Raw genomic sequence first — 18,757 nt, 5'->3', positions numbered from 1 at the left:
CAAATGACCCCATTATAAATAAAATTTTAAAGCTAAGGTATAAAGATAGGCTATTATAATGATAAGATATTATTACGAATCCTTTTTTTTATTTAACCAAGCAAAAATGGGAGATGAAAACAGTGGAAGAGCATATAATAAAAGATGAACTGTTTCGGCAAATCGTTGATAATACATTTGAAATGACTGTTCTTCATACAGATTACAAGGTCATTTATATAAATGAAACAGGTGCAAGGTTGCTTGGAGGAAGTAAGGAGGAGCTTATTGGGGCAAATGTCTTGGATATCTTCTTGGACAGTTCAAAAGAAATGATTCGAGAACGGGTTCGCTGTGCATTAGAGGAACAAAAAATAGGAGAATTAATTGAACAAACTATTATAGCTTTGAATGGGACTCAATTTGAAGCGGAACTATACTGTCATCCTTTTGAGTTTGAAGGAAAAAGAGCGGTACTTTCAGTTTTAAGAGACATAAGTGCAAAGAAAGACCTGGAACGGCAGTTAATGAATAAAATACATGAATACTCTACACCTATTGTTCCGTTATTAGATGGAATTTCTGTCATTCCTTTAGTGGGCAATATTGATGAGGATAAAGCCCAAATGCTTCTCGATAACCTTCCCACACAAATAAAGGCATTACAGGATACCCAACATATCATTATTGATTTTTCAGGTATCTATAACCTAGACGAGCTGGTAATAGATTTTTTGTTTAAAATTGAGGCGATTATGAAGATGCTTGGAATAAGTCCTATTCTCACCGGGATAAGACCTGAATTAGCAGTAAGAGCGGTCTCCATTGGAAGAGACCTTACGAATATAAGGACAGAAAGCAACGTAAAGAAAGCTTTAACTACTCTAAGAGGAATCAATCAGCTTTATTAGAACAAGTTCCTTTGATTCTAAAGAGGAACTTAGGGACAGTGTTAATCCGACATAATCTTAAGAATGGCGTGGTATTCTTTACCCGCCAATTTTTCTTTAAACGGGGAAAATTCCTTTAAATAAGAACATCGAGTTCGGATAGAGATGATGATTAAGAAAGACTGTTTGAAGCAACCTCCTTTAGTTGAAGATCGAAAAGAATTAGCGATGAAGAACAAGAATGAATAAGATGATGTTATATGTATGTAAAACCATCATGTGGGATGGTCTTTTTATTTTCAGCAAAAACAAAGAAAGAATACTCAAGGGGTAAGTAATGCCAAATAACAAAAAAATTGCCTTTATCAGGCAACCCTTTTTTTATATAAGACGTTACTTGCTATTCGTAACAATTTTATTATCTATCTTCTTCTCTATATTAGAAAGTGCTTTTTGGTTAGCCAAAATTTCACGTTTGTTTTCCTCAATCATTTTTCTCAAATTACCATTTGGTCTTTTCACTTATTATCCCTTCCTTTTCTGACGTTATCATAACATGGATGTCGATATTTGTCGAATGGAGTATAAAGAAATTATTTTCAATTAATCTATTGGGGAAGATTAGCTTAAAAATAATACTATTGTCCTATCACGTTGTCTTAAGATTTAGTTATAATTTAATTATTAAAGGACTAAGGGTGGGAATATAGAATGGCATCAATGTCTAAGATAACTACCTTTTTTAATGATAATGCAGAAAGCCTGGCTGTTGAAATCGTAGAAAGTGTTCTTCGCAGCATGAAAATAGTCATTCCAGAAGTCGAAAAAGAACAAGCTATCAAAATGTATATTGAATTTTTTGGTTTTTTAGGGGAATCCCTTACGGAGAAGAAAGATGGAGTACCAGAAGACCTTATTATATGGAGTAAAAAGAATGCGGAACAACAAATATCTTCGGGAGGAAAAATCTCAGAGATTGCCGTCCGTTATCCACCAACTCGGAGAATCTTTGCTGAACTTTTAACAAGAATATGTATAGAGTTTGGACTTTCCTTAAAGGAAAATGCGTATATGATAAAAAAGGTAAACGAAATGCTCGACTTAAGCCTTAATGAAACTATTTTCACATTTGAATATCTGGCAAATAGTTATAGAGAGAAGGCACAAAGGGAAATAGCTGAACTATCAGCACCCATTGTACTGATTAAAGAAGGGATTGCTGTTCTCCCTTTGATTGGTATGATTGATTGTTATAGAGCTACCTATATTTTAGAGAAAGTAGTTCCCGACATTGCAAATCTTCATATTCAGTATCTCATTGTTGACTATTCAGGTATTTTGACAATTGATGCAGATATCGCAAAATATCTTCGTCAAATAGGAGATATCCTTCTATTATTGGGCATTAATGTAATGATTACTGGTCTACGCCCTGAATTAGTCATAACGGTTGTGAATAGTAGAATTGATATGTCTGCTATTAAAACGTTCGCAAATGTTAAGCAAGCGTTAGAATATATAGAGTAATAGTATAAATGGTTTTAGCAATCATTTTAACAGAACACTACTTCAATGAGTAGTGTTTTTTTTGTTGTTGAGTTTACGATGTAATTCAAGTAAGGAGGATTCAATAAGAAATACATTGTTGACCGAATTGAAGGGGAATTAGCCGTTTGAGAAAAAGAGGACAGGTTTAAAACAGACATTCCTTATAAAAAATTTCCAGTAGAAGTACAAGCAGAAGATATCATCAATTTGGAAAATGGAACGTACCGAATTGGTAAAGCAAAAACAAAAGAACGGAAAGAGCATATTGAAAAGGTGGCTAATGACTTGTTTGAATAGGACTCATAGTACTTTTGTGTATAACAATATAACATACATATATGAATATGTTATTTTTAACATTATTACATTTAATATCTTTATTTTTGATGTTGTCTATATCATTAAAATTTAAATTAAGTTAGCTTTAATAATCGTACTTACCCAAAAGTAGGGCATTAGATTTTGTACTCTAGATAACTCTCTATCAATATCGGGCAAATTGTTTAATAATCGATTTGCAAATATGAAAAGCACCCCAATTTGTAGATTGTGTCTACCAAATTGGGGTGCTTTTCATTATAGGGTGCTCATTTTTCATTCATCCATTCATCCATCTTTTTAATATTTTCTGTGTATGGTCGTTTTATAAGATTTCTTTCATAGCGGGAAAGGGTGCTATGGGACATCCCCATTTCTTTTGCTGCTTCTTGAAGACTTAAGCCTCTTTCTTTTCGTATCCGGCTCATATTTTCGGGAGTTACTTGAATTTTTGTCACCATTTCAATCGCGGCAGCCGTTTCTCTTCTCGTCATCCCTTTCAACATGGTTGAAAAATCCACAGTCTCTTCCGTATCATCGGAGCTAAGTAATAGTTCTCTTTCATCGACCATTCCAGTAACCTCAATCGGAGGGATAATTTGAACTCTAGCCTTTAACCATGTATTGGCAAACCAATTTCGTTCCTGTTCGATCTGCTGTTCCAGGTCTTTTTCTTTATAGCTCCACTCTTTGATAATTCCATCTTGCTGCAGTGTATCTAGTATTTCTTCGAATTGTTCTTTGATCCTTGATCCGTATCTTGGATTCACGTCCAAATCCATCACTTTTAACAGGCCCTTATCGCCACCAATATAATACGCTCGAAGATAGTCCGCGCTCTTTTGACGAATCCTCCACTGCCAGGAAAGATATCTTGCAAGACGTTTGTGATATTTTTGCTTGGTCGGGTGGTATTCAAGCGTTTTTAACGCCAGCATTCCACTGCTCTTTTGAGATCCAAATAAAAAGTTAGAAAGCAGTTCTCCTGGACGAATGCTGCATTCATATATACCGATTGGATTATCTCCACGGTAAGCTACCGTTACACTATCCACTACAAAGAGGGGATTAAACTGTACCTGTCCAATTTCTTCAAAGCTTCCTTGATCCTCATTGATGAACCTCAAGTTTTCTCTTTCAATTCGTATCCATATGGTAGTCAAGGCCGCTAATCTCTTCATAATCTCATCTCGTTCTTTTTTTCGAAAAGAAGATTGATAACCATCTGATTCTTCCTTTCTGCCCTGCAGCCTTCTGAGATTTAAAGCATCATCTGTATGGAAATGGATCATCTGATCTTTATGATTCGCTTGCTGCATCCATAGAATAGAAACGATATCAAAAATATCCGCTGTTAGATCATCCATTGATGTGATAGCTTGGGAGGTGAGATTTTTCCATTGTTCAATAGCTGCATTGGATTTCATTTTTGGGTAAGTGTTTTCTGCTCTTACTTGAGCTGTTGCTTCCAGGGCTTTTTCTACTATCCTCGCAGTAGGAATTTTTTCGACTAAATCAAATTCATTTTTACTAATCGTATCTCTTAATTTATGAAATAACAAAGCAGAACCTGATTCCACAAAATCTTGGTTTAATAAAGAGTTTATAACTTCTCTATTACTCGATTTAAGGGTATATGTGGGGTTTTCTTCTTCAATGGTTTGAATGTATGGAAGAACAAAGTTTTTTATTTCCTCTTTGTAGTCAATGACCCATATATCCATGTTTTCAATTTTTAAATCGTATTCTTTAGCCAAACGGTCCACGATCACAAAGAAAGCCTTTAGTGATTGGCATGGCTGATAATTCTCTTGTCCTGTAATTAATTGATCAATATCCACATTCCACTCGGCAAAGAGGTGAGGATGATTCGGAAAAATGAGTTGTGTAATATGATTAAATTTCTTTTTTAATGTATTTAACATGTTGGCTCATCCATTCCTTTCTTTGCTAGATTCATCTTTTCATAGGGACACTGGATGAGATATTCATCAAAAATGACCGGTTCGAGAATCCCTACTTCAACTAAAAATCTTATCAGCTCAAATGAAAAAAACTGAACCATAGAGCTTTTTTCTGTGACCGCTTTTTTAATTTGTGCAATGTCTTCCTCTAAGAAAACGATATTTCCCTTCTTCTTTACTTCATCTGGAGAATAACGTGTTTCCAAGAGGGGAGAATTTTGTCTGCATTCATATACTTTTTTGTTTTTTATGTAATAGGTCGTTACGTGTAGTTCTCTATGTATCTTAAAGTATTCAATTTGATTACGAAACCAGATAGGGCCGCTTGATAAGTCAACCACAGGCTTAGGCAGGACACCTCGCAGATGATAAGTCGAAACCTTTCTTCGATCCCAGCCAAGAATATTGCCTGCTTCTTTCACACCTACTAAAAAACTCATAAGACTTTCTCCCTTTTAAAAGTATACAACTATTATGGTTTTAAGGTGTTGCCTTTGTCAACAATCCTTTCAAACTGGTCCAGTCATGGTCGTTAATTCTATGTTTGTGCAACTTGATAGAGTAAATGACGTTTCCTTTCACATTGTGCACAAATAAGAGTGCAAAAATGTGTATCTATTTCTTTTTTCAGCTTTAGGACAACCTCATAAAGGGATTCTAAATGTATGGTCACTAAAACGCTATACAGCCCTATCGAAGGAGCTGAAAAGCAGAGGGAGAATCAAGTAGAGAGCAAGAGAGTAAAAGGAAAGCAGCCTTATGGCTGCCTTTTATATTGGCTTTTCCCTTTTGGGGAAGATACCGCTTCTGAAGCCAAAGAAAAAAGGTAACGAGTCAAGGAGTAAAAAGAGCCAAGGAAAAAAATTTATCAAAAGGAGTGTTTTAAAATGGAACTTACACCCATCTTTGAAGTCATTCGAATTAAGCAGGAAATCAAAGAAAGCAACGCACCCTTTACCGTGTATACAATTACTTCTCCCGGGGATGCACACACATTAGCGGCCTCTTACATTGCAGAAGAAGACAGAGAGGTATTTCTTGTCATGATGCTCAATACAAAAAATCAGGTAGTGGGGCTCCACCGGGCGCATGTTGGGAGTTTAAATGCCAGTATTGTCCATCCCAGGGATGTCATGAAAAGCGCCATTTTAAACAATGCAGCTTCCATTATTGTGAGTCACCAGCATCCATCAGGTGATACGATACCCAGCAAAGAAGATATTGAGGTCACAAGAAGACTGGCGGAGGCGGGGAGGATTTTAGGCATACAAGTATTAGACCACGTCATTGTCAGTCAAACAGGGAATCATACGAGTTTAAAGGAAAAAGGCTATCTTTAATTTAATGAGAGCACAAGGGACATGCTCCTGTGCTCCATTACTTATTTAATAGACAAAATGGAAACCATGGATCAAGAGTAAAATCTTAAGTGCATGGATGAAAAATGAGATTTTCCCTTGATAATCGCCTGGTTGTGTCAAACCACTGATGCAGTTAGAAAACAAAGCCAAAAAGGATAAAGTAAAAATAAACACAATAAATGTTAGAACATAGATGGAGCAAACTACACCATAAAGAATTTTGACATATAGAAACCATTGATGAACATTTAGGCTAAATAGGGATTTGTTGCACCTTTAACGACTACTTTGACGTTTCCTCTCACAAGGTGCACAAAGATGTCTATGCTGTTCGTCCATCATTATAATAGGCAGGAGTGCTTTCATTCCTGCAAATGTGCACATTTTTCTTATCTTCTTGACGTTTCCTCTCACAATGCGCACATTTACTTATGAGAAGAAACCCTGTGCAACTTATTCTTTCGTGTATACTTTTGATATGCAAATAGAATGACGTTTCCTCTCACAATATGCACAATGTAAAAAAGGAATTCATTCACTGTATTGCGATTGCTTTGTTAATTAGGAATGAGTGTTTTTCATCCTTTATTTTCTAATGAGAGATTGAACATTCGCAAAGCGTAAGTTTAAATAAATGACGTTTCCTTTCACATTGTGCACAATAAAAAAATTCACTTACATGACGTTTCCTCTCACAATGTGCACAATCCCTTTTTCATACTCTGCCTTTATTTTTTACCGTTTCTCACATACTCACTTTTCACTATAACTGCCGCATTGACGTTTCCTTTCACATTGTGCACAATGAGGAGCACTTTAACTCCGTATATGTATTGACTCTTTCTTAACGCACAGACAAATTGATTGACGCTTCCTCTCACAATAAACGTCTAAAGATCAAACGATAAAGAGAGCTTCTTCATGAAAGAAATCATTAAAATCTGGGGCTTTACACGAATACTTCTCACAAAAGAATTCATCCTTGTGCTTTCTTTTCTTTATCGCGAAAAAAATTGACGTTTCCTCTCACAGCAAGTTGCACTATTTTATGTGCAACTTTTTATCCATTGTGCTTGTTTGTTTGAATGATTTCCTACCAAACGCTGATTTATCAACGTTTAAGAAAAATATTCTAGTACTGCTTTATGACGTTTCCCTTCACAATACGCACATTTCAGCAAAATCTTTGACGCTAGCTTTCACATGAAAATTTTCCGAGATTTTTTTCATCCCTTGAGGGACAAGGGATTGAGACACTATGTGCAACTTTTAAAATCCCTTAATAAAGGGGAACATTTCCTCTCTTTCCACTCTGCTATAATTCAAACTAAGAAAAATTCAGGGGAGGGGGGGCACTATGAAGAAAAAGAATATCAGTATCGATGGTTTTCGGATGCACCATGCTATTTTAGAAGAATTCCGTTTCTTGCGCGATGAATCCTTTGAGCGCCCCCCAGCCTCTGCTTACGTCGTATATATGACGATGTTAAAGCAGCTGCAAGTTGAACAAAATCAGCGCGGCATATTAAAGGAGTTCAATCTATCCTATTGGGCTAAGAAACTAAAAATTCCATACTCAACCCTTTGGGGCGGAAAGCAATATTTAGAAGGTCATCATTTTGTAAAAGAGGAGATCCAGGAAGGTCTTCCTGTTTTGGTATTGAAAGATGTTGAAAAATACAATACTCCTGAACAGAATGGCGGATTCCTAAACTATCTCATTATACCGAATGCCCTATTCGAGACCAATATTCTTGCAGAATTTGTCCGTACTTCCAATCCGGAAGGCATTGAATTGCTTCTGTCCCTATTAAACCAATTCCGCACAGGCATGTCCTTTAGCAAAACAGGTGAAGTAGAGAAAATCAAGCAAGAGCGGATGATGAAAACGCTAAAAAGCCAGCTCAATAAAAATGCTAAAGGCGTACGCAAAACTTTAAGTGTTTTAGAATCCCTTTTTTCGATTGAGTACGCGGGATTAGAAATACGCGGGAAGCAACTATGGATCAAGAAAGTCTTCTTCTCTTTAAAACCAGAGTGTGTAGAGGAGAATGCGGATGAATTTAATGTGGGCTCCCTCATGGCTAAATTGTCCAAAGAACTGACGTACTTTTTGGATGGGCACCAAATCAAGTATAAGCCGCGCGATCAAATTGATGTCATGATTTCATTTAAACAGGAAGTAGTGAAGAGGCTGCATTACCTATTGGATCAAGATGAAGAAGGCTTTACGGTCCGGGACAACTTTATGAAAAACTTCTTCTTAGACACGATGGATCAAATTGGTGTTCATATACATCTGGAAAGAGACCGAAAAGGAAGCTTTCAATTTTACTCGATCGGTGCATTTTTCAGGATAGCATTCAGAAATTATTTGCCTAAGGCATTAGAGCAGCTTCCGTATTCCTTAATCCATAATGCGAAGATAAGGGAATACACTTTACATGGTCCAGATGTAAAATTGCATCAAATAATTTAATAGAAGTTCAGCCTTGTGAAAAAAATGACGTTTCACAAGGCTATTCGTGTTTAACCATATACAATAGAAAAGTATCCTTTTCTTAATAAAAGTTCTCCCTTCCAGCTTTCATTCAGTTTTTACTCATGAATTCCTGGAAGGGATCTTTTTTTAGCAAAAAGTTGTTACGAATACCTTCTTGTGAATAAGTGAGTAAATAATATACAATCCTGTGAACATGTTAGAAGCATAGATGAATTCTTGTTAGTATGCGAATCTATTCTTATTTACCTTGTGAAATAGTGAAAACGTTGATAGTATCATTCAATGAAAAAGCATAAAGTCCTTCTGTTACATGGAGTTTCGGACAAAATTTAAAAACACTTATTAATTATGATTTCTTTATGAAAAATGTATTCTTTTAATAAATAGAGATTATCTTACTAATGTTGATTTTTTACGATTTGAAAAATGTATTCAAAAGAATATTCACTATACATCAGACGATTTTCTAATAATTTATATACATACATATATACTGAAGGAAAACGAATCTAATGGAATGAGGCAATGTGCGCCTTAAGAATTGCAATATAAACATCCCCATGTGCATAAACAAAAAAAGAAGCTGCATATGGAAAGAAAAGTATATTAAAAATATTGAGGCAAAACGATCGCTGAGCGGGTCTTGGTAAAAAAGTAAAAAGCCCATATCTATAAAAGTAATCTTAGATACAGGCTTTAAGTATAATGACTTTAAGTTTTAACATGCTTATCTTCTATTAACGGGTTCGGTTTTGGAGTACAAAAATCAAATCCACAGTAGGTTTCACGTCCTAAATAGCGTAAGAATTCCCACTAAATTCACACTCTAAAACGCACAGTAATTGGGTGGTTACCCCCGAAAGTTAGAGTTTTATTATGCAGCTGATTGGCTAGATTGAGTTCGGTATTCGACTGGACTCAATCCAGATAATTTTGTTTTTGATCGTTCATTGTTATACCAGTGGATATATTCTTCTACTCGACTTTTTAATTCTTCATAACTTACTAGTTTTTCCCCATAATACATTTCTTGGTTTAAAATGCCAAAAAAATTCTCCATCGAAGCGTTGTCTGCACAGGTTGCTTTACGTGACATGCTTTGAAATACTTTATTTTCTTTTAACGTCCTGACCCATTGGTTGTGTTGATAATGCCAGCCTTGATCAGAATGGATAGTGGTGCGATAGGTCGCATGATTCTTTAATACCTCTAATGTTTCTTTCAAAGGTTTCATGATAAGATCCAACGTTGGACGTTTCCTGATTTCAAACGCAACAATTTCTCCATTATAAAGGTCAAGAATCGGGTTTAAATATAACTTCTCTTCGCCAAGACATTTGAATTCTGTAATGTCGGTTACTAATTTTTGAAGAGGGAAAGGTGTGCTAAAACGGCGAGATAATCGATTTTCCGCTACCTTTCCAATAGTCCCCTTATAGGAATTATATTTACGAGATTTCCGCATAAATTTCACACATTTTAATCCTAGCTCTCGCATAATACGATAGACTTTTTTATGATTGATAAGATGTCCTAATTTCTTTAATTCCTTCGTGATCCGCTTATAACCGTAGCGTTCATAAAACTTTTTAAATAGGTGAGTAATGAGTTCTTTTAATTTTGTATCCGGGTCTTCTTTGCCAAAACTATTCACATGATAGTGATAAGTTGCTTCCGGAATTCCCACAACAAAAAGAATATCTTTTAATCGAAATCCTTCTTCTTTAAGTTCGAATGCCATCTTTGTTTGTGCTTTTCGTGAAAGGCGTTCGGATTCTCGCGAAAAGCTCTCAGTTTTTTTAGATACGCATTCTCCAGTCTTAGTAGTTCATTCTCACGTTCTAACTCTTCTTCTCGTGTTAACTTTTTTTCTTCCTTTTTCTTCTGATTAATGGGTTTCTTAGACATAGAAGGCCGCCCCTTTGATTTTAGTTTCAGGCCTTCTACTTCTTGTTCATGAAATGTTTTCATCCAGCGTTTGATTAAGGAAGGGTTGTTCAAATTAAATTGAACAGCAGTTTCTAAATAAGAAGCACCTGTATTTAACATAAATTGTATCGTATCTAATTTAAATTGAACAGAATACTCCTTCTTCGTCTTTCTTCGTTTTAATCCTTCCATCCCCTGAGATTTATAGGCTTTTACCCATTCAACTATTGGTGTCTGGCTACCCATATTATATTTATTTGCCAATGATCTATATCCAAGATTTCCATCTAAATACTCGGTGACAAGCTTTATTTTAAATTCTTCACTATATTTAGCCATAAAAACCCCCAAAAAGTTAGATTTTTTCACTCTAACTTTCGGGGGTCGGTACAATAGCAGACAGTTTTTATTTTTAGCTGCCGTTTACTTCAGTTAGTTATGAACAAAAAACAAGTGTTTGTGAAGATTTGCACTTAAGCTAAACGAATGGGTGCTTTTGTTTAATAAGAAATGAACAAACTTTATTATAAAAAATTGATACTTAATCAGATAGAAAGCTGTCATTTTGATCAATCTCTTTTCAAAATAATGGCTTTTTAATTGCTGTTTTCTATGGAGAGAAGAGAGTATTTTATCTTTATTTTATAGCTACACAATAATCGGCTTTCTATATTGTTTTTATTGTACTCCCTCAGAACATGGAGATATTCCCCTTACATAATTACGGCTGACGAATACAATAATTTTTAAATATCTCTCATTACTTAAGTTAGAAAGCCAGTTACAGCTTCTCCGTAACTGGCTTTCCCCTTTAAGTTGACATAACATCTTGTCTGGGAAATCACCCAACAAACATAACCCTGAATTCTGCCAAAATCGGCTGTTTTCAGGGTTTTTGCCTTCGGAAAATATTCCAAAAACAGGCTGCTTAAGCAATCTTAAGGATCTCCTGTTTTCTTGAAATCTCTCTTTTTTGCATTATCAACATGAATTTGACAACAAGCTCTTCTTCCAATGTCTGAAATCGCTCGCGGTGCAAAAAGATCAGATTTACGAAATTGATTCATGATATGAATGAATTCTTTTGTCGCAGGGTGTTCCTTCATACCGTTATCACGAGTTATCCTTGGATTAATATGTATCATGGTTAGATTGTGAGAAAGAGAAAATAGTAAAATTCAAAAAAATACCTATACCTAAGTTATTTTTGACTATATTAATTAAAGTTTCAGCATTTTGAACTGTTAGGTTCTCCTTAAACTCAATATTATTTTTTAAAAAATATTTTTGATATAACGATTTCGCGTCCACCTTTACAAAAAACAATTTCACTCTGATATTTTCTAGAGTAATCTTTTTTTCTTGATTTAATCTATGATTTTCATGAATTATTGCAACCATATAATCATTTTTCAAACATTTACTTAATAATTAAGAAATAGTTAAGAATTAGGTAAGTATCAGATCACTTCTATTTATTATAGTTATAACTGTAACAAATAACTTAAGGAGTGGTTTATTTATGAATAAAAAATTAGGTGCCATTTTTTTAATGCTAACAATGATATTAATTTTAGCGGCTTGTGGAAATGGGCAAATGAAAAGTAAGAGTGCCCAAAGTTCAGCATCAAGTTTAATGACAAGTAAGATGAAGAATTCTTCGATGGACTCCTCAATGAGTACTTCAGAGAATGGATCAATGGCTACACTAACAGGAAACTTTAGTGGCGAAAATGGAAAAATGGTTTCAGGAATGGTTAAAGTTAGCGATGATAAATTAATGTTAACTCACTTCAAAACATCTGAAGGTCCTGACTTACATGTTTACTTAACCAAAGATGGAGATGTTACAACAGGTATATCTATTTCGAAGATTGATTTGAAAAACCCCGAACAAACTTTCTCTTTAAATGGTGTTAATCCAAAAGAATACAATACTGTCGTCATTTACTGCAACAAAGCGCACGTTGCATTTGGTGCAGCAAAACTAATGGATGTTAGTATGGATGTTTCTGGTCAATTTAAAGGCGATAATCAAAAGAATGTAAGTGGTACAGCTACTGTAACAAACACAACGCTAAAATTATCCAACTTTAAAACATCTGAAGGTCCTGACTTACATGTTTACTTAACCAAAGATGGAGATGCTACAACAGGTAAATCTATTTCGAAGATTGATTTGAAAAACCCAGAACAGACTTTCTCTTTAAATGGTGTTAATCCAAAAGAATACAATACTGTCATCATTTACTGCAACAAAGCGCACGTTGTATTCGGTGAAGCAAAACTAATGTAATCTTTTATGAATCGCCTATTACTAATAGACGAGGAGATACGTCATGAAAATTTTGAATCAAATAGGCAACTATCTCTTTTCATTTATAAGAATAGGGCTTGGAATTAGTTGGCTACAACAAGGCACATTTAAATTACAGGCACATTTTACTATGTCTGGTCTTACGGAAGCCGTCGTTAGTAATACAGTAACCCCAGATTGGTATAAAGCTTTTATGGAACACTTTGTCGAACCAAATACAGCCTTGTTTAATTTCTTAATTCCCTGGGGAGAGATCTTTGCTGGAATAGGGTTAATTACAGGTATTCTTATTTTACCTGCTCTTTTAGGCACTATCTTTATGAACATTAATTATTGGTTATCTAATATGATTTATATTTATCCATTACAACTACTGGTAGCGATTATAATATTGATAGAAATTAAGTGCGCTTCCCATTTCAGTTTAACAAACCTATATTTTTACTTATTAGATAGAACGAAAAGAATTAAAGAAAGTAAAAGTTCTATGTAGACTTTGTAGGATTGATAGAACAGGCCCATTTTTAGAAATGGGTCTGTTATTACTTGAATCAAAGAACAGTCCTGAGTATGCTATATAAAGAGGGGTGGAATTGATGAATGAAACCATTCTTATCGTAGATGACGAACCTACAATTTTAGATGTTTCAAAGCGTTATCTTGAAAAAGAAAACTTTAAAGTGCTAACAGCTTCAGATGGTAAAGAAGCACTTGAAATCTGTCAGCACAATCAAATCAACTTAATTGTGACAGATATTATGATGCCCGAAGTAGACGGATATGATTTTATTTTACAAGTACTTGACTTAGATGAAGAAATTCCATTCTTATTTATCAGTGCTAAGACACAAGAAAAAGATCGTTTGTATTCATTAACGCTTGGTGCAGACGATTATATTACAAAGCCTTTTAGTCCTCGCGAATTAGTATTGAGAATTAAAAACATTTTACGACGTATTAATAAAAATACTAGCAAATTCATTAATAGAGGTGTTTTAAAAATCGATTATGAAAAGCGAGCGGCCATTCTTTATGACGTTCCACTTGATTTAACAATTAAAGAATTTGATTTGTTATGGGTGTTAGCTCTTGATAAGGAAAGAGTCTATTCAAAGTCGGAACTTTTTGAAAAAGTTTGGGGTTCGGACTATTATGAAGACGCGAATACGATGAATGTTCATATTCATCGATTGCGTGATAAGCTTGAACATGTATCAGACGGCAGGCCACACCCTGCTATTAAAACCATTTGGGGTCTTGGCTATAAGCTGGAGGTGGATTGAATTTGAAATTACGTAATTTAATCCTCCTATCTTATGGATCTGCCTTGTTATTAGTCATTGTTATCGTCTTTTTTAGTGTCAAATATATGATATTTCAACCCGATATCGCTTATATAGTAACATTGATTATGGTTATTGCTTGTACATTTGCCTTCATTGTAAGTTACTTACTGTTTTTACCTACTCTTCGTTCAATCAGAAAATTAAGTAGTCATAGTAATAAGCTAGCGGAAGGTTATTTTGAAAAAATAGCAGATATACATTCGCCAAAAGAATTAGCTGAACTTGCAAGAGACTTTAATCATATGACGGAACAATTAGAAGAGTCCTTTAATCAGATAAAGAAAGCTGAAGATGAAAAGAATACTATGATCTCTCATTTATCTCATGATATTAAAACGCCAATTACTTCAATACGTTCTCAAATCGAGGCAATTTTAGATAATATGGTAAGTGATATAGAGAGGCCTATTTATTTAGAGTCTATTCAAAATCAAGTTATGCGCCTAAGTCAATTAACTGATGAATTATTAGATCTCACCATAACGCAAGAAAATAAAAAACATAAACTAGTCATAAAAAAGGTTTGGATAGATAAAACTTTAGTAGCCGCATTAAACAGTTTTCAGGTTCAACTAAAGGTTGAAGATCGAGATATTAACATTGATTTAGATGATAAAATTTCTTTCATATACTCTGACGAAGAAGGGATTAATCGAATTCTGCATAACTTAATTGCAAATGCCTTAAAGTACTCTCTTCCAGGAACACCAATAAAGATTGAAGGAACTGTATATGAAGATGCAATTCAAATTTCTATTCAAGATTTTGGAATGGGAATTTCAGAAGAAGAGCAGAAACATATATTTGAACGTCTTTATCGTGTAGAGAAATCACGCAATCAAAAATACGGTGGTACAGGTCTAGGACTTTATATTTCACAAGAAATCGCAAAAATACTTGGCGGTAATATAACAGTTAAAAGTTTATTAGAACAGGGGAGTACCTTTACAGTTCGTTTGCCTAAAAAGTTGCATTAATAGTATTGAAGAATATGCCTATAATTATCTCGCAGTATAGTGAAAAAATAATCAAACTTTGTTATACAAAATCATATGTGTATTCTAAAATGAGAAATCCATTTTGATCAATATTTTTTCAAAATGGATTTTTTTATCTATCGTAAAATGCAGGTTCATGCGATATTTTTGATCAAACTTTATTTCAAAGCTACAACAACACAGTTCTTAACGCTTGGTAATGATGTAACCCCTGGTAAGTTAAAGTTGAAACAAGGGCAATAAAAGGGAGAAATACTAAAACTTAAAATGCTATAGGTTGGCTTGTTACCTAAAAGTCTTTTAAGAACAGTGTTTCTTAAAAGACTTTTTATTTTTAATCTAGCTGATTTGTATTGTGAAATATTTCACTTAAACTAAAGGATGCGTTAGTTTAATAAGGATTATTTAGAACCGAAAAGACCGATGCATCGGTCTTTTCTCGTTTCTATTGAATTTACGTATATGGTTTTTTAGCGATACCGAGTCGCTGAGCAGATGTTTTCGAATCTTTTCCTGCACACCCAATTCGCATACGTTTTAGCATACCAATTCGCAGGAGTATGCTGTCTATCAGACTCTTGCGAATTAGTATGCAGATTATAGTGTGAAATGGTGTGTTAATTTTACAGTTTTCCTTTTATATCAAGTAAAATAAGAGGTGTAATTCATATGCGAATTACACCTCTTATTGCAATGTTATTTTACTGTTTGTGCTTCAAAACCGAACCCGTTAATCTTCTATTCCTTCTTTTTTATTCTCCCAGCTTTTTTGGCAGCATCTTTTAATATCACTTCAATTTGGGCGTTCACACTTCTTAATTCATCTTCAGCCCATTTTTCCAATACTTCGTATAATTTCGGATCGATACGAAGGGGAAATGATTTTCTTTTATTCATTTACTACACAACCTTAATAAATGCTTCCTGTATTGATAATGGGCTGCGTTCCTTTTTCTGAAACGATGGCGACCATTAAGTTATTAACCATCTGCGCTTTTTTCTCTTCATCCAAGTCCACGATTTCCTGCTCCGTGAGCTGATCAATTGCAGCTTTTACAAGCCCTACTGCACCGTCTACAATGACTTTCCGGGCAGATAATACAGCTTGCGCTTGTTGTCTTTGAAGCATGGCAGCCGCAATTTCTGATGAATAGGCAAGATGCATGATCCGTGCCTCAATAACATCCACTCCAGCAACATTTAGCCTGCTTTGTAAATCATGAACAAGCACCTCGGCTACTTCATCACTATTTCGGCGAAGAGTCAGTGTATGATCCCCGTTATCAAGAGAATCATACGCATATCTGCTTGCGATATGGCGAATGCCCGTTTCACTTTGTATTTGAATGAACTTTTCGTAATTCTCTACATCAAACAATGCTTTTGCTGCATCACTTACTTTATACACAACGACAGCCGCAATTTCAACTGGATTACCTTCTAAATCATTGACCTTTAACTTTTCACTGTTAAAATTCGTGACGCGCAGTGACACGCTTCTTTTGAAGGTGAAGGGGATGGTTGCCCATAATCCTTGTTCACGTATGACCCCCATATACGTACCAAAGAATGTTAATACTTTAGCTTGGTTTGGCTGAACAATGGTTAAGCTTGTTGCAAGAATTAGGCCTAAAATAAATAGAACAATTCCAGCAATTTTTTCAGCCATTACGGTGTTTCCAACAATTAAAAAGAGACCAAAACCGATGCACAAAACAGCAATCACCAATGCTGCAAAGCCATTCATTTTAAAAATTGTTTTTTCCTTCACTATAGCCCCTCCTAAAATACGATATTAAAGTGATATCACTTTAATATCATAATACAATTGGTAAAAAAAGTGAAAACTTTTTTTATTTACCAACAAATATTTCGGGTGTACTCCATTTTTCTTGTGTACCTTTAAGCAGCTAATCCTCATAAATCAAAGGATTTAGAGGAGGGAGCCTCTACTTTTTGTGTCAAAACGAACAATTTGATTTTTTAATGACAACTCTGGTTTGCTTCATCATTATTTTTCACTTCCCAAGCCTTCACTGGTCTGATTTAAATCCTCTGAAGGATTATTTGAGTATCAACGGATCCAGTACCGGTACAAGAATCTTGTTGAAGTTGACGTGATTCATATTTAACAAGAAAGGAGAAGGGATCCCCAGCGTTGATGAAAGTTTTTGTATACTGATTGGACTTTTTTCTTTTCTCTCCATAATCTAATTCTTCTATTTTTCTTCCTATACACTTTGATGAAATGGAAATATTTTCTGTTGTTTTGTATTTTTTGTCCAGCGTTAACAACACGAAAAAGGACAGAGCTACTAAGCCCTGTCCTACTTCTTGAAACAATGTTAACGTCATGCGCTTTATAAAAAGAAGGCTAATATTATTATTTATTAGCGTTAATCTGTTGTTGCAGCTGTTGATTAGATTTTTCCAATTGTTGATCAAATTTTTCTAGGATTGAATTAATCGCAGCCGTGTCTTTCTTTTGAAGGGCTGTTTTTAATCCTGTGAATAGACCATTTTTACCGTGTTCTTTTCCTTTGTCCATATGATGGCCTTTTCCAGCTTTATTTCCAAACAATGCTTCTAGTTTCTTGTGAGCTTGTTGTTTTGTTAATTTTCCATCTTTCACTTCTTGTTTGATAGCGTCAATTTCTTGTTTATGGGCTTTGAAGAAAGCTTGTTCCTCGGCTTTCTTTTGTTCCATTTTCTTTTGGAAAGCTGGAGTTTGACGTAACTCCTTCATTAAGCTTTCATGCTGTGTAAGATCTTTTTTAAGCTGATCTTGTAATTGAGGAGAAGCATATTGTTTAATCTCATTAATTAATTCATTTCTATTTCCATCTTTTCCCCATTTTTTATGGGATCCTTTTTCATACTTTTGGTGCATTGATGCTGAAGCATTAGATGTATTGTTTTTATGGTCAGTCATTGTATGGCCAATAGTCGGGATTGCTAGAGCTGCTGCTAAGACAGGGACAATTAAACTTGATTTTGCTTTCATTAGTAATTCCTCCTGATTTTGTTTTAAGCTTGTACAAGTTAGATTTTAGTAAGTGTTTCTTAAATATTACTTAAGACAATTTTTTTACATGTGTAGGATCCGCTGAAGAAGATGACCTAACAGAACAGAAGAGGATAGTAAGACTCCTAAATTTGCGGTCAACAGCCCAGTCTAATCTCCGATTTCAAAGAACGTAAAAAGAAGTTATCTTGCCATCTAGGGTTAAATGAGAACATATCCCAGCAAAAAGGTACACAGAAAGTAGATTTCTCTACCTCTTGCGTACCTTTGCGCGATTAGTTATTCGACAGCCAAACCTATTAATATTTCCCAAACTAGCCCACTATAATAATCGGTAATTTAAGGGTTCAAAGAAAAGTAGAAATCTAAATAGACATTAGTAACCGTTACAAGTGGAATTGGATTATAAAGGTCCTAACGAAGAATTTAATAGTAGAACCCAACTATTAAGGCATTTGGGTGTTGTTGACATAAGCTGGTGTTTTAAAAATTAAAAAGTTGATAATTCCTTCAAACATTCAGGTTTTATCGTCTATTTTTTATTTTTCCTTTTGATAATGCATTTGTGAATTTAAAACT

Annotated in this window: 17 protein-coding genes and 1 pseudogene; 10 read left to right on the top strand and 8 right to left on the bottom strand. The window is 34.6% G+C overall.

What is annotated here, in order from left to right; genetic code table 11:
• Nucleotides 1–122: 122 nt before the first annotated feature.
• Complete coding sequence (locus A5N88_RS22775) at nucleotides 123–890, top strand: PAS domain S-box protein (protein WP_066271079.1); 768 nt, start codon at nucleotides 123–125, stop codon at nucleotides 888–890.
• A 372-nt stretch (nucleotides 891–1,262) separates the two neighbouring features.
• On the opposite strand, the gene A5N88_RS25295 is transcribed toward A5N88_RS22775, so the two are convergent.
• The gene (locus A5N88_RS25295) at nucleotides 1,263–1,391 is read right to left on the bottom strand and encodes an FbpB family small basic protein (RefSeq protein ID WP_157090817.1); all 129 of its coding nucleotides are present in this window, start codon (nucleotides 1,389–1,391) and stop codon (nucleotides 1,263–1,265) included.
• 189 nt (nucleotides 1,392–1,580) lie between these two features.
• Between A5N88_RS25295 and A5N88_RS22770 the strand changes: the two genes are divergently transcribed.
• Nucleotides 1,581–2,396 (top strand): STAS domain-containing protein, encoded by an 816-nt coding sequence (locus tag A5N88_RS22770; protein WP_066271078.1) that lies wholly within the window; start codon nucleotides 1,581–1,583, stop codon nucleotides 2,394–2,396.
• Nucleotides 2,397–2,558: 162 nt separating this feature from the next.
• Nucleotides 2,559–2,714: pseudogene (locus A5N88_RS26450) on the top strand (DUF3006 family protein); the annotation flags it as partial.
• A gap of 290 nt (nucleotides 2,715–3,004) precedes the next feature.
• Here A5N88_RS26450 and A5N88_RS22765 read toward each other — a convergent pair.
• Nucleotides 3,005–4,660: a helix-turn-helix domain-containing protein gene (locus A5N88_RS22765; protein WP_066271075.1), complete on the bottom strand. Its 1,656-nt coding sequence runs from the start codon at nucleotides 4,658–4,660 to the stop codon at nucleotides 3,005–3,007.
• On the bottom strand, nucleotides 4,654–5,139 hold the full coding sequence (locus A5N88_RS22760) for a hypothetical protein (RefSeq protein ID WP_066271074.1): 486 nt from the start codon (nucleotides 5,137–5,139) through the stop codon (nucleotides 4,654–4,656). The genes A5N88_RS22765 and A5N88_RS22760 overlap by 7 nt, the downstream gene beginning before the upstream one ends.
• Nucleotides 5,140–5,364: 225 nt before the next feature.
• Here A5N88_RS22760 and A5N88_RS25290 point away from each other — a divergent pair, with 225 nt between their 5' ends.
• The 3 genes from A5N88_RS25290 (at nucleotide 5,365) to A5N88_RS22750 (ending at nucleotide 8,539) form a co-directional block, all read left to right on the top strand.
• On the top strand, nucleotides 5,365–5,529 hold the full coding sequence (locus tag A5N88_RS25290) for a hypothetical protein (protein WP_157090816.1): 165 nt from the start codon (nucleotides 5,365–5,367) through the stop codon (nucleotides 5,527–5,529).
• Nucleotides 5,530–5,586: 57 nt separating this feature from the next.
• On the top strand, nucleotides 5,587–6,039 hold the full coding sequence (locus A5N88_RS22755; protein ID WP_066271071.1) for a JAB domain-containing protein: 453 nt from the start codon (nucleotides 5,587–5,589) through the stop codon (nucleotides 6,037–6,039).
• A 1,378-nt stretch (nucleotides 6,040–7,417) separates the two neighbouring features.
• Nucleotides 7,418–8,539 (top strand): hypothetical protein, encoded by a 1,122-nt coding sequence (locus A5N88_RS22750; RefSeq protein ID WP_066271068.1) that lies wholly within the window; start codon nucleotides 7,418–7,420, stop codon nucleotides 8,537–8,539.
• 898 nt (nucleotides 8,540–9,437) lie between these two features.
• Here A5N88_RS22750 and A5N88_RS22745 read toward each other — a convergent pair.
• Both A5N88_RS22745 and A5N88_RS22740 read right to left on the bottom strand, forming a co-directional pair.
• Complete coding sequence (locus tag A5N88_RS22745; RefSeq protein WP_066271066.1) at nucleotides 9,438–10,304, bottom strand: IS3 family transposase; 867 nt, start codon at nucleotides 10,302–10,304, stop codon at nucleotides 9,438–9,440.
• On the bottom strand, nucleotides 10,268–10,831 hold the full coding sequence (locus A5N88_RS22740) for a helix-turn-helix domain-containing protein (protein ID WP_066271061.1): 564 nt from the start codon (nucleotides 10,829–10,831) through the stop codon (nucleotides 10,268–10,270). The genes A5N88_RS22745 and A5N88_RS22740 overlap by 37 nt, the downstream gene beginning before the upstream one ends.
• Nucleotides 10,832–12,014: 1,183 nt before the next feature.
• Between A5N88_RS22740 and A5N88_RS22725 the strand changes: the two genes are divergently transcribed.
• The 4 genes from A5N88_RS22725 to A5N88_RS22710 all read left to right on the top strand — a co-directional run bounded on the left by A5N88_RS22725 (nucleotide 12,015) and on the right by A5N88_RS22710 (nucleotide 15,132).
• Nucleotides 12,015–12,788 carry a DM13 domain-containing protein gene (locus tag A5N88_RS22725; protein ID WP_066271053.1) on the top strand — a complete coding sequence of 258 codons (774 nt, stop codon included), beginning with the start codon at nucleotides 12,015–12,017 and terminating at the stop codon, nucleotides 12,786–12,788.
• Nucleotides 12,789–12,831: 43 nt separating this feature from the next.
• Complete coding sequence (locus tag A5N88_RS22720; protein WP_066271050.1) at nucleotides 12,832–13,302, top strand: DoxX family protein; 471 nt, start codon at nucleotides 12,832–12,834, stop codon at nucleotides 13,300–13,302.
• Between the two features lie 103 nt (nucleotides 13,303–13,405).
• The gene (locus A5N88_RS22715) at nucleotides 13,406–14,092 is read left to right on the top strand and encodes a response regulator transcription factor (protein ID WP_066271048.1); all 687 of its coding nucleotides are present in this window, start codon (nucleotides 13,406–13,408) and stop codon (nucleotides 14,090–14,092) included.
• Nucleotides 14,093–14,094: 2 nt separating this feature from the next.
• Nucleotides 14,095–15,132 (top strand): sensor histidine kinase, encoded by a 1,038-nt coding sequence (locus A5N88_RS22710; RefSeq protein WP_066271046.1) that lies wholly within the window; start codon nucleotides 14,095–14,097, stop codon nucleotides 15,130–15,132.
• Between the two features lie 759 nt (nucleotides 15,133–15,891).
• Here the strand turns inward: A5N88_RS22710 and A5N88_RS24555 are convergent.
• The 3 genes from A5N88_RS24555 to A5N88_RS22695 all read right to left on the bottom strand — a co-directional run bounded on the left by A5N88_RS24555 (nucleotide 15,892) and on the right by A5N88_RS22695 (nucleotide 18,157).
• Nucleotides 15,892–16,050, bottom strand: coding sequence for a type II toxin-antitoxin system antitoxin (locus A5N88_RS24555; protein ID WP_083953353.1), 159 nt, complete (start codon nucleotides 16,048–16,050; stop codon nucleotides 15,892–15,894).
• A 13-nt stretch (nucleotides 16,051–16,063) separates the two neighbouring features.
• On the bottom strand, nucleotides 16,064–16,924 hold the full coding sequence (locus tag A5N88_RS22705; protein ID WP_066271044.1) for an SPFH domain-containing protein: 861 nt from the start codon (nucleotides 16,922–16,924) through the stop codon (nucleotides 16,064–16,066).
• Nucleotides 16,925–17,536: 612 nt separating this feature from the next.
• Nucleotides 17,537–18,157 (bottom strand): hypothetical protein, encoded by a 621-nt coding sequence (locus A5N88_RS22695; protein WP_066271040.1) that lies wholly within the window; start codon nucleotides 18,155–18,157, stop codon nucleotides 17,537–17,539.
• Between the last annotated feature and the right edge of the window lie 600 nt (nucleotides 18,158–18,757).

The organism is Heyndrickxia acidicola (assembly GCF_001636425.1).
GTDB classification, from domain to species: domain Bacteria; phylum Bacillota; class Bacilli; order Bacillales; family Bacillaceae_C; genus Bacillus_AE; species Bacillus_AE acidicola.
The sequence above is the reverse complement of the archived record's forward strand: the minus strand, read 5'-3'. Positions and strand labels throughout refer to the sequence as shown.

Excerpts from the sequence above, each read along its gene's own strand:
- A5N88_RS22725 (WP_066271053.1), top strand. The coding sequence starts at position 12,015 with ATGAATAAAAAATTAGGTGCCATTTTTTTAATGCTAACAATGATATTA.
- A5N88_RS22750 (WP_066271068.1), top strand. The coding sequence starts at position 7,418 with ATGAAGAAAAAGAATATCAGTATCGATGGTTTTCGGATGCACCATGCT.
- A5N88_RS22765 (WP_066271075.1), bottom strand. The coding sequence starts at position 4,660 with ATGTTAAATACATTAAAAAAGAAATTTAATCATATTACACAACTCATT.
- A5N88_RS22740 (WP_066271061.1), bottom strand. The coding sequence starts at position 10,831 with ATGGCTAAATATAGTGAAGAATTTAAAATAAAGCTTGTCACCGAGTAT.
- A5N88_RS24555 (WP_083953353.1), bottom strand. The coding sequence starts at position 16,050 with ATGAATAAAAGAAAATCATTTCCCCTTCGTATCGATCCGAAATTATAC.
- A5N88_RS22755 (WP_066271071.1), top strand. The coding sequence starts at position 5,587 with ATGGAACTTACACCCATCTTTGAAGTCATTCGAATTAAGCAGGAAATC.
- A5N88_RS22745 (WP_066271066.1), bottom strand. The coding sequence starts at position 10,304 with ATGGCATTCGAACTTAAAGAAGAAGGATTTCGATTAAAAGATATTCTT.
- A5N88_RS25290 (WP_157090816.1), top strand. The coding sequence starts at position 5,365 with ATGGTCACTAAAACGCTATACAGCCCTATCGAAGGAGCTGAAAAGCAG.
- A5N88_RS22760 (WP_066271074.1), bottom strand. The coding sequence starts at position 5,139 with ATGAGTTTTTTAGTAGGTGTGAAAGAAGCAGGCAATATTCTTGGCTGG.
- A5N88_RS22720 (WP_066271050.1), top strand. The coding sequence starts at position 12,832 with ATGAAAATTTTGAATCAAATAGGCAACTATCTCTTTTCATTTATAAGA.
- A5N88_RS22715 (WP_066271048.1), top strand. The coding sequence starts at position 13,406 with ATGAATGAAACCATTCTTATCGTAGATGACGAACCTACAATTTTAGAT.
- A5N88_RS22770 (WP_066271078.1), top strand. The coding sequence starts at position 1,581 with ATGGCATCAATGTCTAAGATAACTACCTTTTTTAATGATAATGCAGAA.
- A5N88_RS22695 (WP_066271040.1), bottom strand. The coding sequence starts at position 18,157 with ATGAAAGCAAAATCAAGTTTAATTGTCCCTGTCTTAGCAGCAGCTCTA.